This window comes from Methanomassiliicoccales archaeon, assembly GCA_013415865.1.
Classification (GTDB): Archaea; Thermoplasmatota; Thermoplasmata; order Methanomassiliicoccales; family UBA472; genus MVRC01.
Map to the genome: position 1 here is coordinate 1,597,088 of CP058896.1, position 26,160 is coordinate 1,623,247.

The 26,160-nt window shown below is 51.4% G+C and carries 18 protein-coding genes and 1 tRNA gene; 9 read left to right on the top strand and 10 right to left on the bottom strand.

Features of this window, described 5'->3' with window-relative positions; all coding sequences use genetic code 11:
• The first annotated feature begins 11 nt into the window (after positions 1-11).
• The 6 genes from HPY73_08150 to HPY73_08175 all read left to right on the top strand — a co-directional run bounded on the left by HPY73_08150 (position 12) and on the right by HPY73_08175 (position 8,419).
• A complete protein-coding gene (locus HPY73_08150) occupies positions 12-2,210 on the top strand; it encodes an elongation factor EF-2 (GenBank protein ID QLH75406.1) in 2,199 nt (732 codons plus the stop codon).
• Positions 2,211-2,293: 83 nt separating this feature from the next.
• Positions 2,294-3,571: a translation elongation factor EF-1 subunit alpha gene (tuf, locus tag HPY73_08155; protein QLH75407.1), complete on the top strand. Its 1,278-nt coding sequence runs from the start codon at positions 2,294-2,296 to the stop codon at positions 3,569-3,571.
• Positions 3,572-3,611: 40 nt separating this feature from the next.
• Positions 3,612-3,923 (top strand): 30S ribosomal protein S10, encoded by a 312-nt coding sequence (locus tag HPY73_08160; GenBank protein QLH75408.1) that lies wholly within the window; start codon positions 3,612-3,614, stop codon positions 3,921-3,923.
• A gap of 156 nt (positions 3,924-4,079) precedes the next feature.
• Positions 4,080-5,726, top strand: coding sequence for a dihydroxy-acid dehydratase (gene ilvD / locus HPY73_08165; protein QLH75737.1), 1,647 nt, complete (start codon positions 4,080-4,082; stop codon positions 5,724-5,726).
• A 368-nt stretch (positions 5,727-6,094) separates the two neighbouring features.
• A tRNA-Ala gene (locus tag HPY73_08170) sits at positions 6,095-6,171 on the top strand.
• Positions 6,172-6,775: 604 nt separating this feature from the next.
• A complete protein-coding gene (locus HPY73_08175) occupies positions 6,776-8,419 on the top strand; it encodes a M28 family peptidase (protein QLH75409.1) in 1,644 nt (547 codons plus the stop codon).
• A gap of 31 nt (positions 8,420-8,450) precedes the next feature.
• Here the strand turns inward: HPY73_08175 and HPY73_08180 are convergent, their stop codons facing one another.
• The 5 genes from HPY73_08180 to HPY73_08200 all read right to left on the bottom strand — a co-directional run bounded on the left by HPY73_08180 (position 8,451) and on the right by HPY73_08200 (position 12,557).
• Positions 8,451-9,554 (bottom strand): SPFH/Band 7/PHB domain protein, encoded by a 1,104-nt coding sequence (locus tag HPY73_08180; GenBank protein QLH75410.1) that lies wholly within the window; start codon positions 9,552-9,554, stop codon positions 8,451-8,453.
• A 22-nt stretch (positions 9,555-9,576) separates the two neighbouring features.
• On the bottom strand, positions 9,577-10,026 hold the full coding sequence (locus HPY73_08185; protein QLH75411.1) for an NfeD family protein: 450 nt from the start codon (positions 10,024-10,026) through the stop codon (positions 9,577-9,579).
• A 112-nt stretch (positions 10,027-10,138) separates the two neighbouring features.
• Entirely contained in the window at positions 10,139-11,446 is a 1,308-nt protein-coding gene (locus tag HPY73_08190) for a hypothetical protein (GenBank protein QLH75412.1), read from the bottom strand.
• Between the two features lie 57 nt (positions 11,447-11,503).
• Positions 11,504-11,944 carry an Lrp/AsnC family transcriptional regulator gene (locus HPY73_08195; GenBank protein ID QLH75413.1) on the bottom strand — a complete coding sequence of 147 codons (441 nt, stop codon included), beginning with the start codon at positions 11,942-11,944 and terminating at the stop codon, positions 11,504-11,506.
• Positions 11,945-11,948: 4 nt separating this feature from the next.
• Positions 11,949-12,557: an NUDIX hydrolase gene (locus tag HPY73_08200; protein QLH75738.1), complete on the bottom strand. Its 609-nt coding sequence runs from the start codon at positions 12,555-12,557 to the stop codon at positions 11,949-11,951.
• Positions 12,558-12,746: 189 nt separating this feature from the next.
• Between HPY73_08200 and HPY73_08205 the strand changes: the two genes are divergently transcribed.
• The 3 genes from HPY73_08205 to HPY73_08215 all read left to right on the top strand — a co-directional run bounded on the left by HPY73_08205 (position 12,747) and on the right by HPY73_08215 (position 20,318).
• On the top strand, positions 12,747-13,769 hold the full coding sequence (locus tag HPY73_08205; GenBank protein ID QLH75414.1) for a 50S ribosome-binding GTPase: 1,023 nt from the start codon (positions 12,747-12,749) through the stop codon (positions 13,767-13,769).
• A gap of 16 nt (positions 13,770-13,785) precedes the next feature.
• On the top strand, positions 13,786-17,313 hold the full coding sequence (locus HPY73_08210) for a DNA polymerase II large subunit (GenBank protein ID QLH75415.1): 3,528 nt from the start codon (positions 13,786-13,788) through the stop codon (positions 17,311-17,313).
• 785 nt (positions 17,314-18,098) lie between these two features.
• The gene (locus HPY73_08215; GenBank protein QLH75416.1) at positions 18,099-20,318 is read left to right on the top strand and encodes a PAS domain S-box protein; all 2,220 of its coding nucleotides are present in this window, start codon (positions 18,099-18,101) and stop codon (positions 20,316-20,318) included.
• 38 nt (positions 20,319-20,356) lie between these two features.
• Here HPY73_08215 and HPY73_08220 read toward each other — a convergent pair whose 3' ends face one another.
• The 5 genes from HPY73_08220 to HPY73_08240 form a co-directional block, all read right to left on the bottom strand.
• Entirely contained in the window at positions 20,357-21,202 is an 846-nt protein-coding gene (locus tag HPY73_08220) for a DNA-directed RNA polymerase subunit D (GenBank protein ID QLH75417.1), read from the bottom strand.
• 10 nt (positions 21,203-21,212) lie between these two features.
• Complete coding sequence (locus HPY73_08225) at positions 21,213-21,596, bottom strand: 30S ribosomal protein S11 (protein QLH75418.1); 384 nt, start codon at positions 21,594-21,596, stop codon at positions 21,213-21,215.
• Positions 21,596-22,303 (bottom strand): 30S ribosomal protein S4, encoded by a 708-nt coding sequence (locus HPY73_08230; protein QLH75419.1) that lies wholly within the window; start codon positions 22,301-22,303, stop codon positions 21,596-21,598. The genes HPY73_08225 and HPY73_08230 overlap by 1 nt, the downstream gene beginning before the upstream one ends.
• 10 nt (positions 22,304-22,313) lie before the next feature.
• The gene (locus HPY73_08235) at positions 22,314-23,033 is read right to left on the bottom strand and encodes a 30S ribosomal protein S13 (protein QLH75420.1); all 720 of its coding nucleotides are present in this window, start codon (positions 23,031-23,033) and stop codon (positions 22,314-22,316) included.
• 417 nt (positions 23,034-23,450) lie between these two features.
• Positions 23,451-26,129: an alanine--tRNA ligase gene (locus tag HPY73_08240; protein QLH75421.1), complete on the bottom strand. Its 2,679-nt coding sequence runs from the start codon at positions 26,127-26,129 to the stop codon at positions 23,451-23,453.
• Between the last annotated feature and the right edge of the window lie 31 nt (positions 26,130-26,160).

A 26,160-nucleotide genomic window follows, 5' to 3' on the forward strand; every position in this document is an offset into this window, starting at 1 on the left:
AAGGTGGGCTTATGGGACGTAAAGAGGACAATATTGCAAAGGCTCAGCATCTGATGACCCAGCCTAAATATATCAGGAACATCGGGACCGCGGCGCACATCGACCACGGGAAGACGACCCTGTCTGACAACCTGATCGCTGGCGCAGGGATGATGTCCGAGAATCTTGCAGGGAAACAGCTCATGCTCGATTTCGATGAGCAGGAGCAGGCGCGAGGCATCACCATAAACGCGGCGAACGCATCGATGGTACACACATATGGCGGTCATGAATATCTCATCAACTTGATCGATACTCCTGGTCATGTCGACTTCGGAGGGGACGTCACAAGGGCCATGCGCGCACTTGATGGATGCATAATCCTCGTATGTGCGGTCGAAGGCATCATGCCACAGACCGAGACCGTCATCAGGCAGGCGCTCAAGGAGCGCGTCAGGCCGGTCCTCTTCATCAACAAGGTGGACCGCCTCATCAATGAGCTCAAGGTTACCCAGGAGCAGATGCAGCAGCGTTTCATCCAGATCATTACAGAGGTCAACAAGCGCATCGCCATGCAGCTGCCGGATGACCTGAAGAAGAAATGGCAGGTCAGCGTTCAGGACGGTTCCGTGGCGTTCGGTTCCGCGTATAACAATTGGGCCATAAGTGCGCCCTACATGAAGAAGAGCAACATCTCCTTCAAGGACGTATATGAATATTGCAAGAACGGCGACCAGAAGACCCTCGCAAAGAAATCTCCGGTCCACGAGGTCTTGCTGGACATGGTCATCACCCATGTGCCTGACCCGGTCACCGCACAGAAGATCCGTATCCCTGTCATCTGGAAAGGGGACCAGGGGTCCGAGGTCGGCAAGGCCATGATGAACTGCGATGCCAATGGGCCAACCACCTTCATGTGCACCAAGATCATCATGGACCCCCATGCTGGTGAGGTCGCCGTTGGGCGTCTGTTCAGCGGCAAGGTCGTGCGTGGACAGGAACTATATGTGCTGGGGATGCCGAACCCCAACAGGGTGCAGACCGTCGCCCTCAGCGTCGGCGCGGACCGCATACCGGTCGATGAGGTGGACGCAGGTAACATAGTCGCATTGTCGGGACTAAAGGATGCCATAGCTGGTTCGACCGTGAGCTCTGACCCGAACATGGAACCGTTCGAGAAGATCACCCACTATACAGAGCCTGTCGTCACTGTGGCAGTAGAGGCCAAGCACATGAAGGACCTGCCTAAGCTCGTCGATGTTCTCAGGACCATAGGAAAGGCCGACCCATCGATACAGGTCACGATCAACCAGGAGACCGGTGAGAACCTCTTGGCAGGCATGGGCGAGCTCCATCTTGAGGTCACCCAGTACCGCATCGTCAATGATTACAAATGCGAGATCAAGGCATCCCCGCCGATCGTCGTATACAGGGAGAACGTAAAGCATAGCGGAGGGCCGTTCGAAGGCAAATCGCCGAACAAGCACAACCGCTTCTTTATAGTCGCTGAGCCGTTGGAAGACGCGGTCGTCAAAGCTATCAAAGCTGGTGAGATAAAGACCGAAGGCAAGATAAAAGACCCGAAGGCCTTACAAAAGCAGCTCATCGACCTTGGCATGGACCGCGAGGAGGCAAAAGGCGTCGTGGCGTTCAAGGATGACAACGTGTTCATCGATGCCACCAAAGGCATACAGAACCTCAACGAGACGATAGAGCTCTGCAAACAGGCGTTCGAAGAGGCCATGACGGTCGGCCCCCTCGCCCAGGAGAAGGTATCTGGGATGAAGATAAAATTGGTAGATGCCAAGCTTCATGAGGACAGCATCCACCGTGGACCTGGTCAGGTCATCCCTGCAACAAGGTCTGCCATCTATGGGGCCATGTGCCTCGGGGAGCGCGTTCTGTTGGAGCCGATCACCAAGGTCTTCATCAACGTCCCTCAGGACATGATGGGCGATGTGACCCGTGAGCTACAGTCGCGCCGTGCGACCATCGAGGACATAAACTCCGAGGGCGACAACGCGATAATCGTCGCAAAGGCGCCCGTGGCCGAGATGTTCGGTTTCGCTTCTGCGATACGCGGTGCGACGCAGGGCCGGGCATTATGGTCCACTGAGAACGCGGGATTCGTCAGGTTGCCGACCGAACTACAGTCGAAGGTGGTCGCTGACATACGCAAGCGCAAAGGCCTCAATCCAGAGCCATATGATGCGAACTATTACGCTCAGTGAGGCCAAAAACCGTTAAATACAGAGAACAATATCGAGCAAAAAGTCAAAATCCATTGGATATAAAAAGTCAAGGAGGATAAAACATGGCAGAGAAGCCCCACATGAACATCGTGTTCATCGGTCACGTCGATCACGGAAAGTCCACTACAGTCGGCCGCGTCCTTTTGGAGACCGGCGCCATCGACAAGTACGTCATCGAGAAGTTCAAGAAAGAGGCGACTGAGAAGGGAAAGGCCACCTTCGAGTTCGCATGGGTCATGGACAACCTGAAGGAAGAGAGGGAGCGCGGTGTCACCATCGACGTCTCTCACAAGAAGTTCAACACCGACAAATACTACTTCACGGTCATTGACGCCCCAGGTCACCGTGACTTCGTCAAGAACATGATCACTGGTACATCCCAGGCGGACGCCGCTATCGTGGTCGTCTCGGCCATCGAGGGACCTCAGGCCCAGACCAAGGAGCACATATTCCTGGCAAAGACCCTTGGTGTGAAGCAGATGATCATCGCCGTCAACAAGATGGACGCGATAAAGCCGGCATATGACCAGGCCCAGTTCAACAAGGTCGTCGGTGAGGTCCAGACCCTGCTCAAGGCAGTGGGCTACAAGATCGAAGAGGTACCGTTCATCCCGATCTCCGCCTATGAGGGCGCCAACATCATCAAGCCCGCAGAGCAGATGAGCTGGTTCAAGGGAGACACGCTCATCGGTGCGCTCAACAAGCTCAAGGTCCCAGAGCCCCAGACGGGAAAGCCCCTCAGGCTCCCGGTCCAGGACGTCTACACCATCACCGGTATTGGGACCGTCCCTGTTGGACGTGTTGAGACCGGCATCCTTAAGCCGGACATGAAGGTCATCTTCATGCCGTCCAACAAGGTCGGTGAGGTCAAATCGATCGAGATGCACCATGAACAGCTGCCCCAGGCATTGCCAGGCGACAACGTCGGTTTCAACGTCCGTGGTATCGCGAAGAACGATATCAAGCGCGGTGATGTAGCAGGTCCGCTGGACAACCCACCGACCGTTGCCAAGTCCTTCATTGCGCAGATAGTCGTCCTGAACCACCCCACGGCCATTCCGGTGGGTTACACCCCGGTGTTCCACTGCCACACCGCTCAGGTCGCATGCACCTTCGTCGAGCTCCAGAAGAAGTTGGACCCCAAGACCGGTCAGGTCAAGGAGGAGAACCCGACCTTCCTGAAGACCGGCGATATCGCGATCGTCAAGGTCGAGCCGACCAAGCCGATGGTCGTCGAGAAGGCCAAGGACTTCCCGCAGCTTGGGAGGTTCGCCATCCGCGACATGGGCCAGACCGTCGCTGCCGGTATGTGCATCGATGTTGAAAAGAAGGAGATGTAAACTCTTTCCCACTCCCTTTCCTTTATTTTGAGGGATAAAAATGGCACAGCGTGCAAGGATATCATTGAGCGGGACCGACCCAAAGAAGGTCGACAGCGTCTGCGGGCAGATCAGGCAGATCTCCCAAAGGACGGGGGTCGCCATCCGGGGACCGATACCGCTACCGACCAAGAGGCTCGTGGTACCATGCCGCAAGTCCCCTGATGGCGAAGGGTCCGAGACCTGGGACCGATGGGAGATGCGGATCCACAAGCGCTTGATCGATCTCGACGCCGATGAGAGGGCCTTAAGGCAGCTGATGCGCATCCAGGTGCCCGATGGCGTGAACATCGAGATCGTGCTCAGGTCGTAAACGGTTTTTTATCTCACACTCAGTGAATATCTCGATATTCACTCAGTCTTTCCCCATTTTATGGACAGCAAAGAAGATAACGGATGTTCTGAATACCCCACTTTGCCATCGCGGATATGATACAACGTCCCGTTATGGCATAGGATGATGGTCCAGATGAGGAGCGATCTTGTCAAAAAGGGCGTTGAGAAGGCCCCGAGCCGAAGTCTGCTTCGGGCCGACGGACTGAAGGACGAGGATTTCGGGAAGCCGTTCATTGCGATAGCGAACTCCTGGAACGAGGTCATACCAGGACACATCCATCTCAACAGGCTCGTCGAAGAGGTAAAGAAGGGGATCATAGAGGCAGGCGGGGTGCCCTTCACATTCGGGGTCCCGGGCATATGTGACGGCATAGCGATGGGGCATGTAGGGATGAGGTTCTCCCTCGTGTCCAGGGAGACCATCGCCGATTGCTGTGAGCTGATGGTCCAAGCTCACAGGTTTGATGGTTGGGTAGGTATCACAAACTGTGACAAGATCACTCCTGGCATGTTGATGGCCGCGGGACGCATGGACGTTCCAGCGATCATGCTGACGGGCGGGCCGATGGAGACCGGGACCAGGGAAGGCAAGGCCTTGGACCTCCAGAGCGTCTTTGAGGCCCTGGGCGCTTATAAGGCCGGTAAGATCGACGAGATCGACGTTATTAATGTAGAACGCTCTGCTTGCCCTGGAGAAGGGGCCTGTGCAGGGCTCTTCACCGCGAACACCATGGCATGCCTGACCGAGGCCCTGGGTCTCAGCCTCCAGGGATGCGGCTCGATGTTGGCGACAGATAAAAGGAAGCTAGATCTGGCCAGACAGACAGGGAGGAAGGCGGTCGAGCTTGCCAGGACCGAAAAAGGACCGAGGTCTATCGCGACAAGGCGTTCCTTCCTCAATGCGATAATGGTCGATATGGCCATCGGAGGATCGACAAACACAGCCTTGCACTTGCCTGCCATTGCCAAAGAGTTCGAGGTGGATATATCGCTCAAGGACTTTGATGAGATATCAAGGAAGATCCCCCACCTTACAAGCATCAGGCCCTCTGGACCTTATTCAATGGGAGACCTTGATAGAGCGGGAGGCATTCCTGGAATAATGCATCGTCTAAGGGACCTATTGTACGATGAGGCGACCGTGACCGGGCCGAGCGTCAAGAAAATCGCCTTTTCTGCAAGGGTCCACGATGATGAGATAATCAGGCCGATCAGTGACCCGTTCCATAAGGAAGGCGGAATTGCGGTGCTGTATGGCAATCTTGCTCCAAAAGGGTCTGTCATCAAGCAGGCCGCGGTCAGCGATAAAATGATGAGGTTCACGGGAAAGGCAAGGGTGTTCGATTCGGAGGACGATGCGACCTCAGCCATCATGAAAAAGGAGATAGAGGCGGGAGATGTGATCGTCATAAGGTACGAGGGGCCAAAAGGCGGGCCAGGAATGCCAGAGATGTTAGGTCCGACGAGCCTGACATCTGGCATGGGCCTCTCCGACTCTGTGGCGCTCATAACTGATGGGAGGTTCTCGGGGGCGACAAGAGGACCTTGCGTGGGCCATGTCTGTCCAGAGGCCTTTGACAAGGGACCTATTGCCGCGGTCAAGGATGGCGATAAAATATCAATAGACATACCAGGAAGGAGATTGGAACTTCTCATATCCGATGCAGAGCTGAAGCAGAGGCTTGATTCAATAGAACCGGTCGACAGACATCCCAGAGGCGTCCTTGGTAAGTATAGAAAGCTCGTTGGCAGTGCTGACGAAGGGGCGATTTCAAGATAATATGATACAGAGGATTTGACCAATTGCCATTCAGTATGGAAAGGCCATCAATCCCCCTCCAAAATTGACAAAACGGACCACCATAACTACGCCCAGCGCTCCTATTATTTTTTATTAATGAAATCATAAAATTATATTGAAAAGACATGTCCCAGCCTCCACATTCATCTGCGGGGGACCTTATGAGCAAATTGGCGTTGAGCATACTAAAATGACTGAATGACGAGGTCGTTTGGAAAGGCATCCGAGCTGATGAGCAGAGATTTTTCACAAGACCCATTTTAAACTACTTGGCAGAACCTATAACCCATCATCATCAGGTCAAATGGGAAATCCTTAAATCCATTATGGCATTACGAGTCTCAAACGGGCGGATAGATCAGACTGGAAGATCGTCTGATTTGCAATCAGAAGGTCTCGGGTTCAAATCCCGATCCGTCCACCATTCATCCCAATTTTGAGTTATATAAGGCGCATTTGGATCTTCCGATGGACCTTCCAATCTGAGGAATCATATTATTATATTATTATATTAAATATATTAAAATAATAAAATATGCAATGACCATCTATCTCAATATTTATCGGTTCGTCGGTGAAATCTGCCGATGAGAGAATAAGGCCATGATCATCTCTATTTGAGAGCACATCGATGAAAGTATTGAGATCCGCTCTCCTTTATGACAAACAAGGATGGATTGACGGATCACCCGATGGCGGTCGAGGACGCCTGAAGCCCGGTCCGCCAGATCCGTTCAAAAGATACGACAGCGGGCACCCCACCATCTACGAGTCCATGGCCATCGACACCTACTTTCAGAGGGTCTTTTGATCATATCGATCAAGACCGGTCTACAGGAACTGGAGTATTGTCATTGCGATGAAAATTTCACAACGTGAGATCGATCACCTTAGTGTCAGATCCATTGTCGAAGCAGATCATACGCTCGAAGAGAGCATCGATGCACCCATATCCCGACGGATGCATGTTCATATAGCGGTGAATGACTACATCAAAAGATATCATGCCGAAAAGGGCCATCGCACTAATGATGTTAGCTGTATACATGATGGCTTCGACGATAGCCCCATTGGCATCATCTCTCAAAACGCCCATTCCCGCCTCCAACGAAGGGGTAGATGTCAAGGACCTGATAAACAAAGACCATCTGAACGCGTTCGCAGAGGACATAGCGAACATATCGGAAAACTACCCAGCATACCGGGTCGCAGGCTCGATGGGAAGCAATATGACGGCCAATTACATCCTTGACCAATTCCTACAGGCTGGCCTGGATGCCTGGAAGGAGGAGTTCATCTTTACGAACTGGGACCTAAAGAACGCTCCTTCTCTGACGGTCGACATTGACGGAGATTGGACAACAGATCCCGACAAGGTGGCGGTCGGCTCCTTTTCGTGTGATAGCTATAGCTGGCCATCCGACCAGAGCAGGCCCGTGGCCGAACTGGTCTATCTGCCCATGCCCCCGGCGGTCTCATATGAAGAGCTGCTTGCCTTCCGAGATATTCCATACAAGTTCTGGGACAGCTATAATATCACCGGTCGCGTGGCGATAATCCCTCAGGAGGCACGTTGGAACGTTAACGTCGAGTCGGTCCTCATGGAAAAGCTGAAAGAGGGAAGGCCTCTGGCGGTCATCAGCGCGTATTGGTATTCATGGAACTCATTTGCTTCAGCGATGTCAATGGCGTCGACAGGAGGTAGGCCGCTCTCACCCAATGGAGATTACTTCTGGGACCTTAAGGTCCCAACGGGGACCGTCAATTATAGTGATGGCGTATTCCTGAGGGAGATCGTGGACCAGGGGGGCGGTCTGGCTGATATGAGGGTCGACTCGATCATATATCAAGGAGCTCAAGAGAACATAGTGGCTAAGATCGAAGGAACAAAGGATAGGGTCGGTCAGGTGCTGATCACTGCGCATTATGACAGCGTGATGTGCACTGGCTATATTGACAATGCTGCAGGGGTTGCTGCATTGATAGAGATGGCGCATATCATGAAACGAGCCTATGATGAGAACATTTGGAGACCCGACATCACATTGATGTTCATAGCCTTCTCTGGAGAGGAGCTCGGTTATGTCGGCTCGACAAGATATGCCACTTCGCACGAGCTTGGCAATATCAAGAGCGTGATCAACCTGGACAGTATAGGCGGGAAGGTCATGAGGCTATCAGGGGCATACCCAGATGCTAGGATGGGTATAGATAAGAAGTTCATCGAGGTCGCTGAGGAAGAAGGAGTGACATTACTCGACGGAGGGAGCATCAAATCGGACCACATGTCGTTCGCCGTGCCAGGATATACGGTAGGTCTTATTTGGGACAATTGGAGGAGGAGCTTCAGCCTCACGACCTCAAAGTCAGTTCCTAACTCGTACACCGTCTTCTCTTCACCTCTCACCATTTATGAAAATGAGGATGGACAGATCGGGCTGATACATACCATCTTTGACACACCTGATCCTAAAGATCATGATTATTGGCATTCCACGGAGAGACTTTATTCTCAAGTCAGGGTGATCACAGGAGTAACTGTCTGGTTGGCCTCTGGAGGATATAATAATAATATAACAGACCCTACATGGCAGCCTTATGTTTTCGCGTTGACGATGTTGACCGCGACCGTCCTTGTTGCATATGTTTTCAGAAAAAAGATAAAGAATTGAGAAAATGATGAGAAATGGTTTGATGGTATGTTTACCTGACAACGTCCTCAGGCACTCTCTTCTTAGATACCAGCTCGCGGACCTGCTCGGCCATTATCTGCTCCTTTTGCATGTCCGCCTCGACCGCTTTGAGGTCGCGCCTCAGCTCGTCAGGAGTGGGTATTCTGCCCAGGATATCATCGGGGGATCCCACCATCGCAGTGATCTCCTCCTTGGTGGTCACATGCTTCTCAGGCATCTTGGCAGATACGCCTAGATACTCTGACACACCTTCCAAGAGCTTTGTGACCTCAAATGGAAGTATCCACTTGGTGGACGCCCCCTGGCCCAATGCCTTCATGGTGTCGAGCGATAGAACGGTCAGAGCCCTTGAGTCTAAGGAGTACGCGCCAACTGAAAGTATCCTTAGGCGCTGAGCCTCACCTTGGCTCTGCAATATGATCGCCAGCCTCTCGCCTTCTGCCTCAAGCACCTTCGACTGCCTAATGCCCTCGGCCTGCAATATCCTGGCCCTCTTCTCACCTTCAGCATTTAAGATCGCAGCGGTCTTGGAACCATCCGCCTTCAAGATCGCCGCACGTCTGAGCCTCTCGGCCGAGGTCTGCTCCTCCATAGCCTGCTTGACCTTCGGGGCGGGGTCGACCTCCCTGATCTCGACCGCATCGACCTTCACACCCCACTTGTCGGTGGCCTCATCAAGTATATCCCTCAGGCGGAGGTTTATCTTCTCCCTGTTCGAAAGTATCTCATCCAGGTCCATGTCACCTATGATGGACTTCAGGGTAGTCTGTGCCAGATAAACCGTGGCTGCCCTATAGTCAGTGACCTCGAAGAAGGCCTTGCCCGGGTCGATGACCTTGATATAAATGATCGCGTCAACATTGACTGGTGAATTGTCTTTTGTAATGACCTCTTGCCTGGGGACATCCAGCACCTGCGTTCTCAGGTCGATCTTGACCACTTCGTTGATGAGGGGCGTGACAAAGTTGAACCCTTGGTTCAATGTCCTAACATATCTCCCCAGCCTCATGTAGACAGCCTGTTCATATGGCCTTACGATCTTGATCCCATTGACCGCTATCAGCAATGCGGCAACGATCACAAGGACCAGCAATGCGATTATCAATACGTCCATTCTTCAGACCTCCTCCTTGACCTCACTTCTTCTCCCCTACCGTCACATGGACCCCCTCGCTTTTCAAAACGACCACCTTGGTCCCCTTCGCTATGGGATGGTCCGCGGTCGCGCTCCAGGTCTCGTTCTTGATCTTCACCTTTCCTGACAAGGTATTTGGCCTTACCTCCTGGGTGACGATACCTTCCTGACCGACCAGAGATGTCGCGACGGTCGTTTCTGGGGGCGCAGGTGGTGCTAACCTTTGATATAGTTTTATCGTCACGTATGTCAAAGGCACGATCACCACAACGGTCACTATCGGGGAATAGATGGAGAACAGAAAATCAGGTGCCAGCATTCCGATGAAACCAAGCACGATCAATACCGTACCAGGCACTAGAAGGAACGCACCCGGGGATGACAGTTCCGCTATTAGCAGCAATACCCCGATGATGACGAACGCGAGCGAGATCCCGAATTCTAGTTCCATGGCCGTTCACATCAGATTGAGAGTATTTAGCACTTATTGCCTATAAAGGAAATTACTATCCTATTTAGGTCAATTCACATGCTCCATCGTACGTTCGTACATCCTCTCCAGGTCACAGACCTAGGAAAAGGACCGATATCATGAGCGTCAGGAAAGTTATCGGTACTCCAGCTCTCATGAAGTCCTTCAGACCGATCTCAACGCCCTCTGCATTTGCCTTTTCGACCACTATCACATTGGCCGCTGCACCAAGGATGGTCGCATTACCAGCTAGCGTCGAGCTGGCCGCAAGGGCAAGCCAAAGGTCCCCGCTTGAAAGGTTGGAAACGAACGGTGAGAGCAACATTACGGCCGGCACGTTACTGACAAGGTTCGACAGCAGGGCAGAAAAGATGGTAAGGCCAACAATATCGTCCAGTCCATCGCCGGTGAGGCATTGGAACAAGGACATCATCTCATCGAGAAGGCCCGACTCCGATACTCCCCTCAAGAGAACGAAGAGACCAATGAAAAATAACAGAAGGGTCCAATCGACCTTTCGTACGATCGTACCAGCCGTGACCTCGTGATTGAAAAGGGGAAGGAGGAACAACACTGCCGAGCCACCGACGATGGCGATGACCGACAGAGGAAGACCGATCTCGCTCGAGAGCACAAATCCCACTAAGACCAAGGTCAGTATGCTCAGGACCACATAGACTGTCTTGTTCATCTTTTTGCCACAAAGATCTTTCAAAGCCATTTGGCAATCGATCAATTTGCCATCCCTTAGACCGATGCCGCAACATCCCGCATTGACGAACTCCTTTCGAAAGAGAAGGAAGACGATCAAGATCGCGATGATCAATGAGACGACCGCGACAGGCGCCAGTTCAACGAAGAACGTGTTGAACGTCAATCCTGAGCGTACGGCGATAAAGGCATTCTGTGGATTGCCTACAGGGGTCGCCACGCTCCCAATGTTCGCAGCAACGGCCTCACCGATCAAATAAGGCACCGGATCGGATCTTATGGCCAAGCAGGTCTTTACCACGATGGGGGTGAACAGAAGGACGACGGTGTCATTCAATATCAGGGCGGAGAGGACGGCGGTGACCCCCATCTCGATGGCAAGAAGTCTGATCCTTGTCCGAGAACGCTTTATCATCTGAATTGCGACCTGGTCAAAGAAACCACATAGCTCGAGCCCTACCACCATGAGCATCATTCCAAGGAGCAGAGCAAGCGTATCAATATCAACCGCTTCCAGGGCGTCCATGGCCGTAACCACACCGAGCAGGACCATCATCGCCGCCCCGAATAGCACCACCGCATACCTTTCAAGGACGATGAACTTAAGATTCCTGACCGATATCAATAAGTAAGTAGGTACGAAGACCAACATCGCCAAGAGCGCGGCCGACTCCATCGGGAGGCCCATCGCCGAGGAACGATAATAATTTGACCTCAGTACAATCCTAGATTATTGAAAGCCATCTCAGATTCCTGGGTTCCTTATGACATGGTCGAGGACCCTCATTATCTCCAGGTTCTCGAAACCGAGCGGTCTTATTTTTCTATCGACCAAGGACAAGAGCTCCGAGTCGTTCTCGGCCATCACTCGGAACATGAACCTCCTTTCCCCTGTAGTATGGATGACCTCGGTCACATTCTCGATGTCCAGCAATCCGCTCATCGCGTTCATTTCTTTCTCAGGGGGCAGATCGGCTAGTATGTAAGCATCAGCCCCTATACCTACCCTGGCCTCGTCGACGACCGCTGAATAACCAATGATCGTGCGGTCCTCCTCCATCCTCTTGATCCTGTCCCGTATGGTGGACGGGGATCGACCTAGAAGCTTTCCAATCTCCTCATTGGTCAGCTTCCCATTCTTTTGCAGGATCTCAAGGATCTTTTGATCTAGGTCGTCCTGGGACATTGCCCTATAATATCTTTCCGGACTTCTTTAAGTGTTTTCCTCGAGACAGGTGGCCCCTCTGCCTCAGTGCATCCTCGATGATCTCTCTATGGTCAGCTGCCATATCTGGAAGTGATAGCGGGTCATGCAGACCTACTCCAGCTGCATCGTCTCCTGCCCTTAGGTCTCCGCCCGTCACCTCCAGATTGAACGCGATGGTGACAAAGTGTCCCCTGGGGTCCCTTTCAGGATCAGAATAGACACCACTGATGCCCAATACTCTGGTTTGCAGTCCGGTCTCCTCTCTCACCTCACGGACGACACAGTCCTCGACCCTCTCACCATATTCCACGATGCCTCCTGGAAGAGCCCAAAGCCCCTTGAAAGGCTCTTTCCCCCTTTTTATTAGGACGACCTTTTCATCTTTGAGGATGACCCCGTCCGTTGTCAGCCAAGGCTTCTTCCACAGATGTTCCACCTGTGCCCGCAGCACTTTTTCCCGAATATGGTAGACCGAGAGCAGCTCATCCCCCACCTCTGTCAAATAGACAGCATCCCCCTCGAGTCGTATAAGCTGCCCTTCCTGAGATCCATTGAGAGAGCCTATTATGCCTACCAGTTCTCCCTCGCCCATCCCCATCCTTTTTGCCATCCCAGACAAGGTGCCGATTCTTCTGACCAGATCTAAGATCTTTGCACCTCCGAGGTCCAATATCTTATTACCATTTTTGCCCAGGACAAGTTCAAAGGACACTTCATACATTGGCCAAAGGTAGCGTTTGATGGGATTTATTATTACCCCCCTGCGCTTAACCTTCTTCCCGTGTTGAACTTTAGAAAGAGGCTTCCGACAATAATGATGCCACAGGAGATACTAGACAAAGCGTTCCTCCGAGTTTCAAAGATTGATGCCACCGGTGATTCAAAGTTCGACATGATCAAGAACAAATCCACGGCAAGGGTCAATGCGGCGGGGGACATAGTGCATTCTATCCTCCTTAATTACAACAGGGCCTTTCCAAGCGTGAACAAGAGGGAGGGATTCACGGTCGAACTAATGTGCGTCCTCATCGACATGGACCAGTTGAAGAGGTCGCTGTCTAAGCTTGAATGGGGGGCGGAAAAGGTCCAGGAACTTAGGAAGGAGTATGACAGGAGGATCAAGGCCGCGAGGGACCTCGACGAGCTAGATTCTGCCAGAAAAGAATTCTATGGGCGCACTTCTTCGATAGTTTGGAGGATGGAACCCCATCTAAAGACTCTGGCCAAGGCGAGAGAGGAGCTCCGAAAGATCCCATTGGTCGACGAGGAGATCCCGACCATGGTCATCGCGGGATTCCCTAACGTCGGGAAGAGCCAGCTTGTTGAGAGGATATCTACAGCCAAGCCGAAGATAGCCCCATATCCATTCACCACCCAAGGTATATGCATCGGACACAAGACCGTTGGATGGAGGAAATTCCAGGTGATCGATACCCCTGGGCTCTTGGACCGTCCGCTCGAAGAACGGAATTCAATAGAGCTCCAAGCGATCCTTGCCTTGAAATATCTGGCCGATCTGATAGTGTTCGTTATCGACCCTACTGGGACAGCAGGATACACCTTGGAGCAGCAGGAAAGATTGCTCGCCTCCGTAAAGCAAAATTTTCCTGATGTGCACCTGTTGGTGGTAGAGAACAAAGCGGACATCCTCAGGACCGATAGCGACAGGAGAAAAATATCAGCCTTGTCGGGAGAAGGAATTCCTGAGCTGCTTGAGGAGATCATGGTATTCTTCAAGGAGAATGAAAAGGATTCCTTATTGTCCGAGCCGATCGATCGAATTTCAAATAGTCGGCCCTTATGAATGGCAGGGGAATTGAATGAGAGAGCTGGCCTGCAGCGATGATATGAGGAGGTACTTCCAGAGGTTGTTCACGGAGACCGACAGGTGCTACGAGATCGCTACAAGGGCGAGGGAGGTGGGGCACGATCCGGAGACCTTTGTGGAGATCCCAAGAGCAGAGGACCTGGCAGCCCGGGTAGAGGAACAGCTTTCACAATGGCAGGTGGATGGTGTTGCAGACATCATCCGTGAACTGAGCGCAAGGCATGAAAGCAGGGAAGAGGTCTCCTTATTGGTGGCCAAGGAGGTGGCCAAATGGCCCTCTAAGACAAGGGAGGAAGCGATCGACCGAGCGATAAGGGTCGGACTGTCAGTTTTGACCGAGGGGATATTGGTGGCCCCTATAGTCGGCATAGGCGGCGTCAAGATCGGGAAGAACGCGGACGGCTCCGAATACGTCTCACTCTTTTTCAATGGTCCCATAAGGGCGGCCGGAGGCACAGGCCAGGCCATGAGCGTCCTCATCGCCGATATCGTTCGAAGGGAGTTCGATCTGGGCGTCTACAGACCTGAGCATGGCGAGGTGGAACGGCTAAAGGAAGAGATACCTCTCTATAAAAGGTGCCAGCATCTACAGTATCTTCCGACCAATGAAGAGATCGAGCTGATATACAAGAACTGTCCCGTGTGCATCGATGGGGAGAAGACGGAGGACGTGGAGATAACTGGTTTCAGGAACCTTCCACGCATTAAGACAAATTTCGTAAGGGGAGGGGTGTGCCTGGTCATCGCGGAGGGCCTCTGCCAGAAGGCACCAAAGCTCGAGAAGCATGTCAAGAAGCTCGGCATCGATGGCTGGGAGTTCATATCTGAATACCTTAGAAAGAAAAAAGGTACTGGCGAGAAAGACCCAAAAAAGGTCGCTCCAAGTTACAAGTATCTAGAGGACATCGTGGCCGGGCGTCCAGCTTTCAGCCATCCTTCGAGACCAGGAGGATTCAGGCTCCGTTATGGCAGGGGCCGGACAACAGGGCTCGCTGCCCTGGCCATCAACCCAGCGACAATGTATGCGTTGGATTCATTCTTGGCGATCGGGACACAGATAAAGATCGAGAGGCCAGGGAAGGCCGGGGCGGTCACTCCATGCACCGAGATCGAGGGTCCAATTCTCCTGTTGGAAGATGGCTCGCTCGTCCAGACCAACTCTGTGCAGGATGTGCTCGCTGTAAAAGAAAGGATAAAGGAGATCGTGGACCTGGGGGAGGTCCTGCTCCCCTTTGGGGAGTTCGTTGAGAACAACCATGTCCTTGTCCAGGGCGCTTATGCGTTAGAATGGTATAAGCAGGAGCTTCTAGAAGCGACCAAAGGCGAGCTCCCTGTCGATTGGAGGGAGCCATCCTATGAGAGGGCGAAGGAACTGTCCCGGACATACGGCGTCCCGCTCCATCCAAGATACAACCTGTTCTGGCATGACATTCCACTTCCAGAGCTCATAACCTTGAGGGATGATATGGTCATCAACGGCTCGTTCTTGAACGGGAAGCTCTTTCTGAGGCCAGGGCAGGATGCTAAGAGGACGCTTGAGAATCTTGGTGCCCTTCATTATTGGAAAGATGGGTCGTTCGTCCTTGACCATTATGCAATGCCTCTGGTGGAGGGGCTCGGTCTTAAGGTCGTCGATGGCAGACTGGTAAGGTCTGCACCGTTGGAGGGGACCTCCTCAATAGCCGCAGTATCTGGTGCTTTGGGCCTGACGGTCCGTCCAAAGGCGGTCACCAGGATAGGGTCAAGGATGGCCCGGCCGGAGAAGGCGAAGGAAAGACGCATGAAACCTCCGCCCCACGTATTATTCCCGGTTGGTAAGAATGGAGGGCCGCAAAGGCTCCTAGATAAGGCCGTGGAGAGCAGAACGATCAAGGTCCAGATCGGTGTCAGGACGTGTCCGGAATGTGAGAACTCTAACACGATCGCCTGCCGATGCGAATGCGGGCGTCATACTCTGGTAAGGGACCAACCAGATGTGATTTCGGTCCCTATTGCCAAGATGTTCCAAGAGGCGCTCGATAATCTAGGGGAGAACACGCCCCCGTCCAAGATAAAGTGCGTCGAGGGATTGATATCAAAGAACAAGACGCCAGAACCCTTGGAGAAGGGCATATTGCGTAGGAAGTACGACATCTTTGTCAACAAGGACGGGACAATAAGGTTCGACCTCACAGACGTGCCCCTCACACATTTCAGACCTATGGAGATAGGCCTCTCGGTCGAGAAGGCACGCGAGCTTGGCTATGAGAAGGATGTTCACGACAATCCTCTTGTCAGTGGTGATCAGGTCTGTGAGCTCAAGGTTCAGGATATAGTGCCATCGACCTCCTGTGGGGACTTCCTGGTCAAAGTCTCTAGGTTCATCGACGACCTTCTTGTCAAATTTTATCATATGGAAAGGTTCTATAATGCTCGGACGAGGGAGGACCTGATAGGTCATCTGGCGATAGGTCTTGCCCCCCATACCTCTGGAGGTATCCTGTGCCGGATAATCGGGTTCACCAGCTCAAGCGTGTGTTATGGACATCCCTTCTTCCACGCGGCCAAAAGAAGGAACGCCGATGGGGACGAGGACAGCGTCATGCTCCTAATGGACGGACTGTTGAACTTTTCTAGGTCCTATCTTCCAGATTCCAGAGGAGGATTGATGGACGCCCCGTTGGTATTGGCAATAAGGCTGGACCCCAATGAGATAGACAAGGAGGCTCACAATATAGACCTCCTTTGGGAGTACCCTCTTGAATTCTACAGGGCAACGATGGAAATGAAACATCCGAAAGATATACAGAGCTCAATGGACCTGGTGGCTGACAGGGTCAGGTCGCTCCTTCAGTATGAGGGATTCGGTTTCACGCATGATACCAAGGATATCTCAGAGGGTCCTGTCGAGTCGGCCTACAAGACCCTCGGCTCGATGACCATGAAAATGCGGTCCCAGCTAAAGCTGGCCAAGATGATCAGGGCGGTAGATGAAAGGGACGTGGCAAAAAGGATCATATCAAAGCATCTTCTACCCGACCTCATCGGCAACCTCGGAAGCTTTTCAAGTCAATCGGTCCGATGTACAAAGTGTGGGGCAAAATATAGACGCGTGCCCTTGAGCGGCCATTGCTATTGTGGGAACAACCTTACGCTCACTGTGCATGAGGCCAGCGTAAAGAAGTATTTGGCCGTGGCAAAGAAAATAGGTGCAGATTTTGACATTTCAAATTACATACAGCAAAGAGTAGGTATAATTGAGGAGAGCATAAGATCGGTCTTTGGGAATGCAGAGACAAATGTGGAGATCGACCTCGATTCTCTCGGGGACGATGAGGAAACGGCAGATGTATATGAGCAGCCGTCGAAGCCGTCAGGAACAACATTGGACCTGTTCACATCAGATACTTATGAGATCTCTAATGAAGGGACCGGACCCAGCATGGAAAATGGTCCAGGACCATTTTCAAATTCATCTAAGGACCCTACGATAAAGAAGAAGAAAAATTGCAATCTCGATGACTTTATTGATACAGATTAAAATTGCACGGTCTTTATCTTCATTATTCTATGGGTCAGACCGCCCCTATCTTCCTATTGTTTGCAGATCATTGAAGGTAGCATTCTTGCCAGAGAAGGGGAATTGATCGATCAAGGGTTAGATCTAACAAGTAAATATCATAGAACTCAGAGACGCATTTTGAACACCTTTCAGATATTGCATATCCAATTATCATGTGAAAAAGTGAAGATCTGCTGGCTCGCGGTCAATAAAAAGGACTTTGTAGCCCTAAGATCAAAAACCTATGGGTGATCCCCAGATCAAGTTCCAACGCTCACCAGGGTTCTAATCATTGCATCATATCTGAATTGATAGAATTTTGCTTTGAAACGTATTACCCTCATATTCTGGAAAATAGAACAAATGATTTTTGTTGCCTTCCTTATCATCGGAAACATATCAGTTATAACATCAATCTCTTTACTATTGCGACTTACGATCAAGTTATGATAAAGATCTCGACCATACAGCGATCCATTTGGATGTTTTCAACAAGACCGCTTCCGATCTAAAATAGTTCTAATCATATTTTGGAGACAACCTCGTTATTCATTTCGCGAATGCTCCTCAAGCCTCCTCTATCAATCTCCAAAGGGGTAGGATCACCAATGATTGAAACAAGGTCCTTGATTCTCAAAAATTAAAAATGTCACAATATTCATTTAAATATAATTTTTTTATTCGTTTTTTGTTATGGGTCTGAAGATCCCACGGTCACAGATATGATGTAATAATTGACAACAAAGATTGTAAGAGTTGAATCGATGCGAGTGCTCTATGTAGATGATGAAGAAGCCCTATTAGACCTGGCGAGGGAATTTTTAAAGGAGGCAGGTGATATTGACCTCCTGACAGCAAAGAACGCTTCTGAAGGGCTATCGTTGTTGGCCTCATCGGAAATCGATGTGGTGGTCTCGGATTATTTAATGCCTCAAATGGACGGGATAGAGTTCTTAAAAACCATCAGAAATGAAGGAAACCACGTCCCATTCATCTTATTCACTGGAAAAGGAAGAGAAGAAGTGATCATACAGGCATTGAACGAAGGGGCTGATTTTTACCTTCAAAAGGGTATGGACCTTGGGCCCCAGTTCCATGAACTAGTTCACATGATACGTCGTGCGTATGAAGGGCATAGAACTATTGTCGCATTGGAACAAAAGGAAGAGAGATTGAGGAAGGCTGAGGAAAAAGCAAAGATGGGGCATTTCGAGATAAATCTACTCAGCAATACTGTGGCTTTGTCCCGAGGAGCATCGACGATCATTGGTACGCCATCATTTGAGATCCCATTAACTAATAGCGATGGCTGTCCTTGGTTGCAATATTTTGTTAATCTAACAGAGAGCGTCAAAGGACCAGATACCAAACCGACACGCGTCATATCCGACTTTAGGACCATCAGGATGAATGATAATGCCGAGATCGACGTCCATCTTGAGGCAGAGTATGACGACGATAAGAAAACGATCTTTGGCATCATCCAAGACATCTCTGAAAGGGTCAGGAGCGAGGAGAGACTTCGGTTTGCTTTGAAGATGGCCGAGAAAAATCAAAAAAAGCTCAAGCTCAGCGAACTTCGGTTCAGAGGGATCTTTGAGATGATCCCTATCGGTCTGTGGTTGGCCGATAAAGATGGACGGTTGATCTCCGGAAATCCCGCAGGAAAGGCGATCTGGGCTGCGGAACCTCATGTCGGACCAGAGAATTATGGTATCTTCAAGGCTTGGAAATTGCCATCCAGAGAACCAATAAAGGAAAAGGATTGGGCATTATATCACGCTGTCACAGAAGGAAGGGTGACAGAATTTGAGGAGATAGAGATCGAGGCATTCGACGGAAAGCACAAGATAATATTGAATTGGGCATCCCCCATAAAAGACGAACACGGAGACATAATCGGTGCGTTTGTCATCAACCAGGACATAACAGAAAGGCGGAGGATGGAACAGGCCTTACAGCAGAGCGAAGAGGCGCATCGCGCAGTCCTCGAGCATGCTGGCATGGGTGTGGAATATTATGATCCCGACGGTAAGCTGGTCATGATCAATAATAAAGCAGCGATGAACATAGGCTATGAAATAGACAAAATGATAGGCAGGTCTATAGATGAGATCTATGGGAACGAGACATCAAAACTATATCATGAAAGGTTAAGGATGACAATATCATCCCAGAGGCCCCTTGAATTCGAAGATCTTGTCGACCTCCCTCGAGGGAAGACCTGGCTCCTTTCAGTCTATTCAAAGGTATACGGCAATGACGGCCGGCTCCTTGGCGTACAGGTAATTACTCACGACATCACCAAGAGGAAATCAATTGAAGAAGAGCTGTTGAACGCCAATAAAAAGCTCAACCTCCTTGGGAGCATCAGCAGACATGATATCATGAATCATCTGACAACCCTGCAAGGGTATCTTGACATCCTTTCTCTTACAAAGCCAGATCTAAGGCAGTCTGAGGCCATAGATGCGATGAGGAGATCGATTGCATCCATAGCCAAGATATCCAACTTTATGAAAATTTACCAAGAGGTCGGTCAATTTTCACCAATTTGGCACAACATCGCAGAGACGGTTTCCAAGGCCAGCTCATCATTGGATATGACAAATGTCAAACAGACCGTCAATGTGGGGAATGTATGGGTATTAGCCGATCCGATGTTCGAAATGGTGATACACAATCTGATCAGGAATTCATTGATGCACGGAGAGAGGGTAGCTCATATCAACATCTCTTTCATCCAAGAGGATGGGCATGGAACATTGGTCTATGAGGACGATGGCGTCGGGGTCTCTAACGATGTCCGCTCACGTCTTTTCACTCCCGGGTTCGGAAAAAACTCCGGATTCGGACTTTTCTTGAGCCGAGAGATCCTTGGGATCACTGAGATGTCGATCGAGGAAAAAGGGACTTATGGGAAAGGTGCAAGATTTGAGATCATGGTCCCCGATAAGCATATAAGGTACGAAGATCCACACTAAATTTTTTTTTAAATAAAATATAAAATAAAAAAAATGGTTTACGCCTCGAGCGAAGAGACCATCTCTTTGAAGTCATCAAACTTCTTTTGAAGGATCTCCAGCCCCTTCAAAAGGGTGTCCTTTGCGCTCAATGAGCCATCGGTCTCGAACTCGAAGATGAACTTCGTTGGATCGCCAACTACCTTTATAGCGCCTGTCTTGCAGACATCTGGATTGACGCAGGCCATGCATAATATGCATGCTTTCTCATCGACCACCTTGACCTTGTCACCCTCTTTCGCAAAGACATGCTTTGGGCAAACGGGTATGCATCTTCCACCGTCATCACACTTTGAAGGGTCTATCTTCACAGTAGGGAGATATTTGTACCCAACACCACTGGTGACCTGCCATTTGGCATGCTTTTTTCCCGTGCCTAGCTCTGCAAAGGCATAGACAAGGATCGCCTGCCCCTCGCCAAGTCTGACGATCGGTATCATATCGTCCTTTACGCGCACAGAGGAGTCGCCTTCAGTCAACGGAAGCAGGTCGCCAGAATATACATCGCAAGGTCCGGTCTTGAAGAGAGAGTAACCGATCATGCAAGAGGGGCAACCCTCTCCACCACATTCGCATTTGTCCCTCTCCTTCATAGAAAGGTCCGTCGGGATCGGGACCAGTCCGAGGCGATGGGCGACTATCTCATCGAACAAAGGAGAGACCGACTCGTACTCCCTGCCCTCAGCGTCCTTTATGGGACCAAGATGGAACTCGACTACATCTATGGCCATTTTAGGTATTTCCGACAGTAACACCCTCCTCAGGGCGTTCACAACCTCTGGGCTCGAGTTCACGACCTTGAACTTCGCCGAGGTCTCCGTCATCTCTAAGATTTCGATGTCCATGGAAGGCGCCTCAGACTCTCCTTCCCCTTCTCCCGCCCTTTTTCTTGGTTCCATCGTGCGGGATCGGGGTAACGTCCTCTATCCTACCGATCTTCATCCCTGCGCGGGCGAGCCCTCGGATCGCAGCCTGGGCACCGGGTCCTGGCGAGGCGGACTTGTTCCCACCTGGTGCGCGGACCTTGATGTGTATGCTGTCGATACCCTTCTCCTTCGCGATCTCGGCGACCTTCTCGGCAGCACGCATCGCAGCATATGGAGAGGACTCGTCCTTGGCCTGCTTCACGACCATCCCACCGGTCGCTTTTGTGATCGTCTCGGCGCCGGTAATGTCGGTCAATGTGATGATTATGTTGTTATAGCTTGCGAAAATGTTCGCTATGCCCCATTTGCTCATTACTGTCCCTCCTCGGGCAGGTCGACCGGGATGTTCGCATCGGCCGGGTTCGTGTCAACGATCGCCTTTGGGACCTTCTTCACGAACTTCTTTGCGGCCTTCAGTCCACCGCGCTGGTCTTCCCTTTCTTTCCTTGCCTGATAGGCTGCTTCCTTTTTTGCCCTTGCCTCGAGGGCACCCTTCTGAGCGATCCGGATCGGATGCATCTCATCTGCCACAGGGGACAGCGGGTTCAGAGCTATGTTATCCTCCTCTCCCCTGGTCACAATGTATCCTGGGATGGTGACCTTACGTCCATTGATGGTGACATGGCCATGTACTATGAACTGTCTTGCCTGTCCCATGGAGCATGCAAAACCTTTGCGGAACACGATCGTCTGTAGGCGCCTGCCCAACATGGCCTCGGCCTGAAGACCAAGGACATCATCCAGTGTAGCGCCCTCCATAGGTAACAGACCGATCCTGGCGCAGCTCTTCAGAAGGTTCTCCTTTTCTATTTTGGCCTGTTCCTCCCCGGTCCTGATCCTGGCCTGGAGGTCCCTTGATTGCTTCCTCAGGTTCCTGACCATGGTCTTGGCCTTCCATAGCTCATGCTTGTTTTTCAGACCGTACTGCTTGACGATCTCGGCCTCTTCCTTGATACGCTCTCCCTGCCATGGATGGGAGGGGGTGTTGAACGATCTTCGTGGGAATTTTGGGTCGCCCATTCATACCACCTTATTTCTTCTCCTCGGCCGGCTTGGATGCCGCCTGGGCCGCCTTCTGTCTCATTACACCGAGCGTCAGGCCGGTCCTTCCATTGGACCTCGTCCTCTGACCACGCACCTTTTGACCGGTCTCATGGCGGACGCCCTTGTAAGAACGGATCATCTTCATACGGTTGATGTCATCCTTACGCATGACCTCCAGGTCCACCCCGACCAAATGCGCATCGGCACCGGTCTCGAAATCGTTCTGCCTGTTCACCGCCCAGGTGGGAACATACTCAGCATACGTGTTGATGAGCTTCTCCATCTCCTCGATCTTGGTGTCAGGGAGGGAGCCGATCTTTGCGGTGCGGTCCACATTGGCCTTCTTGATGACAATATCCGCGACCCTCATGCCGACCCCCTTGACGCCCTGGATGGCGATGAAAACAGGCTTGGTCCCATCCAGATCGCTGTTGACCATACGGACGATGTATTTGAAGTCCTTACCATAATCGACCTTTGCAGGGGCCTTCTGCGTGGCCTCTTTAGCCGCCTTCTCTTTCTTTTCAGCCTTCTCCTTCGGCTGCTTCTCTTCCTTGGGTTCCTTAACTTCCTTCTCCGCCAAGTGTATCACTCCGATACTATCAAACCCTGAACTTGCCCAGGATTCCCTTTTTGGAGTGCTCAGCACGCTCAAGCGCGTGTTCCGCAGTTCCCATCTCTGGATAGGGGCCAGTCCGGGAACCATTCGCCCTAAGGGTCGAACGCTCCGAGCGACCTTGGTCGCTCAGTCTTTGGTAAGGCAAATTATATTCTATATTTAAACGTTTGTCAGATCACCTGTAAAAGCCAGCATTAAGAAGGGGCATATATTGGAACCTTGCCACCTTGGCCCATGCGATACCTTTCTAAGTATTGTGCGACGGATGGTAGGGACTTGAATGAATGAACATGAAAGGTCTCAAGGTCACTTGCTGACATGCCTGCATCGACGCTCAGGAGATATTTGATCGTAGGGTCTCAGCCCTAAAATTCGACATCCATCAAGGACACCCGATGGTGACATTAACTGGATCATAGGATGACCAATGGTATGTCTTAGCGAGGTGATATCCGACCCTTTCAATCTCAGGTCCTGAGAAGGGTCCTCTCACATCCAGACATTTCAAGGTCTGCACATGGTCGCTAAGATCTCTGGTACCTTTGAGAACGCCTCTGGAATCTTTGATGGGTCTCCTCCACCTCCTTGGGCGAACTCCTTCTTGCCTCCGCCCCCTCCCCCTATGATCGACATCACTTCTTTCAATAGGAGCTTGCAATCGATGTCGACGTCATGGGACCTCGAAACAAGTACCTTGGGGCTCGTTCCAGGTATACCGATGACCGATACAACCTTTGGTTCCGTCGACAGCAACCTGGACATCTCTTCAGCATTCTCACCTTCCTCTGAAAGATGTACCACGATCCTGATGTCACCCATCTTCCTTGCGGACCCGAGAAGGGACCTAACTTTTACCTCAGCAAAAGCCTGGCTGAAAGATTCCAACCGTTTCCTTTGTTCCCTGTTCTCAAGGATGAGCCTCTCCGTTGCGTCACCGACATCTTCCAATGGGACATTCAACTTTTCAGAGAGAGTTTCGAGCATGGACTTGTCCCTTTGCATCTCCGCCACCGCTGCCATTCCCGCGGTGTATTCCACACGAACGATCCCGTCCTGGATGCGCTTGGTCCTCCGTATCCTGATAGGCCCTACATACCCAGTGTGTGGGCAATGGATGCCACCACAGGCCTCAGCGTCGAACCCCTCGATGTCAACGACCCTGATGATCTTACCCGGCACCGCACCGCCTTGATATAACCTGTAGCCGTGGATACGCTCCGCCTCATCTCTCTGCATGAATGTGATGTTCACTTTAATGTCCTCGAGGACGACCCTGTTGCACTCACGTTCAAGCCGGTCCCTTTGCTGGGGAGAGAGGTTCTCATAATGCGTGATGTCAAGTCGGGCCTCGTCGACCGCCTTGTGCGCCCCTGCCTGCCAGACATGATTTCCGAAAAGCCTTCTGGCACAACCGTTTATTATGTGCGCGGCCGTGTGGTGTCTCATGAGCTGTACCCTTCTCTCACGGTCCAGCCTTCCATGTACAATCTCACCGACCTTCGGGAGCGGTCCATCGAGGTAATGAAGAATGCAGGTCTTCACCTTGATGACCTTTGTGACCTTGCGACCAGCGAGAAGACCAAGGTCCCACTCCTGACCTCCCCCCTCCGGGTAAAAGGCTGTCTGGTCGAGTGCGACAGCGCCGTTCACCACAGCCACCACCTTGGCATCGAACTCTGAGATCTCCGGGTCCTCATAATACAACATCCTAGTCTCTGGGAGGTCATCAGGGAACTTTTCTTTGTCCTCTGCCACGACCTCAGGCCTCTCGTGTCGTTTGGCAACCTCCATGTAGAAGTGGTCAGGTACATCTACAAGATCAGGAGCGTATTCCTTGACTATCTCTGGATTTAGGCCATGAGAGTCATAAAGGTCGATCAACCGGTCCAATGAGAGCTTCTCACCCTTCTTCAGGTCCTTTGTGAGCTTGGTGACAAGCTGCTTTCCCCTTGACAACGTCTCGAAATATCTCTGCTCCTCGACGTTCACCAGGTTAAGAATATCCTCACGATTGTCCTTCAGTTCCGGGACAACGCCCAAGAAGTAGTCGATCTGCTTGTCGACGACCTCTGAGAGCCTGATATCGACGCCTAGGTTCCTGAGGGACCTTAGAGCGCGTCTCACCAGCATCCTGGCAAAATAACCCTCCCTGACATTGGACGGCACAACACCGTCGTTCAAGAGGAGCATCAATGCCCTTGAGTGGTCGCAGATGACGTAAATATCCTCAAGCGGGGCCACGATCTTCATCAGTTCCTCATAGCTTATTCCGATCCTCTCAGCGGTAAGCTCTCGGAGCTTCCTAACATCGGCCGCTGTCTTCATGTTCATCGCACCAGCGATCTTGCTGTACTCGGTGAGGACCTTTTCATCCACAGAGACCCCGCACAGGTCCTTCAGATATTGGACAACAGGACCGAACACAGCCTCATAGGCCGAGGTCTTCCCCTGCGACACCCAACAGATCCTTTCAAGACCGTAGCCTGTATCTACCACGGTCATGTCCATCATCTTTCTTCCCTCAGGCGTCTCCCTATACATCATGAAGACCAGCGTAGCGACCTCGACCCCTTCGAGGATGACCTCGACGCATGGCCCCGAGTTGCCACCGCCCTCCCACCATTCCTCGACATATCGGAGCTTTGTACCCTCTATGCCCAACTTTTCCGTAAAGAACCTGTGGCATAGCTCAACGGTCCTGTCCTTGAAATATATCTCCTTACCAGGTTTATTGAATGCGTGGTGCGCCAGCATCTCGAAGAAAGTAAAATGCCTTCCTGTCTTACCGACATTGTCTATATCGTTGAAACGCACACAGGTCTGAGAAATGGTGAGCGGGTTGGCTGGCGGGTCGATGACACCATTAAGGACCCATGGCTGAAAATCATAGATCGAAGCTTGGGTGAAGAAGACATCGTCCCTCCACCTGGCCACTATCGGATACCTTTTTACTCGACCGTGACCGTTCTGTTCGAAAAAGCTGAGATAAGCTTCTCTGGTCTCATGAAGGTCGAGCTTTTTTCTCACTGGCGAGTTACCGATGAAAGTGTACTCCTCGCACGGAGGTTCACCGCAGGTCGTCCAATCACCTAAGGTCCAATAGTACCTTTGACATTTGGGGCACTGCCTACGATGGAAACCGTTTTCCAGGAAGAACTTTAATTGGAAGTCCGACTCCGCCATGGCCCCGAGTATTAAAAGGAGCATATTAGTA

Bases quoted from the DNA above. Each gene is read 5' to 3' on its own strand.
- HPY73_08150 (QLH75406.1), top strand. From the start codon at position 12: ATGGGACGTAAAGAGGACAATATTGCAAAGGCTCAGCATCTGATGACC.
- tuf (QLH75407.1), top strand. From the start codon at position 2,294: ATGGCAGAGAAGCCCCACATGAACATCGTGTTCATCGGTCACGTCGAT.
- HPY73_08160 (QLH75408.1), top strand. From the start codon at position 3,612: ATGGCACAGCGTGCAAGGATATCATTGAGCGGGACCGACCCAAAGAAG.
- ilvD (QLH75737.1), top strand. From the start codon at position 4,080: ATGAGGAGCGATCTTGTCAAAAAGGGCGTTGAGAAGGCCCCGAGCCGA.
- HPY73_08175 (QLH75409.1), top strand. From the start codon at position 6,776: ATGATGTTAGCTGTATACATGATGGCTTCGACGATAGCCCCATTGGCA.
- HPY73_08180 (QLH75410.1), bottom strand. From the start codon at position 9,554: ATGGACGTATTGATAATCGCATTGCTGGTCCTTGTGATCGTTGCCGCA.
- HPY73_08185 (QLH75411.1), bottom strand. From the start codon at position 10,026: ATGGAACTAGAATTCGGGATCTCGCTCGCGTTCGTCATCATCGGGGTA.
- HPY73_08190 (QLH75412.1), bottom strand. From the start codon at position 11,446: ATGGGCCTCCCGATGGAGTCGGCCGCGCTCTTGGCGATGTTGGTCTTC.
- HPY73_08195 (QLH75413.1), bottom strand. From the start codon at position 11,944: ATGTCCCAGGACGACCTAGATCAAAAGATCCTTGAGATCCTGCAAAAG.
- HPY73_08200 (QLH75738.1), bottom strand. From the start codon at position 12,557: ATGGGCGAGGGAGAACTGGTAGGCATAATAGGCTCTCTCAATGGATCT.
- HPY73_08210 (QLH75415.1), top strand. From the start codon at position 13,786: ATGAGAGAGCTGGCCTGCAGCGATGATATGAGGAGGTACTTCCAGAGG.
- HPY73_08215 (QLH75416.1), top strand. From the start codon at position 18,099: ATGCGAGTGCTCTATGTAGATGATGAAGAAGCCCTATTAGACCTGGCG.
- HPY73_08220 (QLH75417.1), bottom strand. From the start codon at position 21,202: ATGGACATCGAAATCTTAGAGATGACGGAGACCTCGGCGAAGTTCAAG.
- HPY73_08225 (QLH75418.1), bottom strand. From the start codon at position 21,596: ATGAGCAAATGGGGCATAGCGAACATTTTCGCAAGCTATAACAACATA.
- HPY73_08230 (QLH75419.1), bottom strand. From the start codon at position 22,303: ATGGGCGACCCAAAATTCCCACGAAGATCGTTCAACACCCCCTCCCAT.
- HPY73_08235 (QLH75420.1), bottom strand. From the start codon at position 23,033: ATGGTTCCCGGACTGGCCCCTATCCAGAGATGGGAACTGCGGAACACG.
- HPY73_08240 (QLH75421.1), bottom strand. From the start codon at position 26,129: ATGGCGGAGTCGGACTTCCAATTAAAGTTCTTCCTGGAAAACGGTTTC.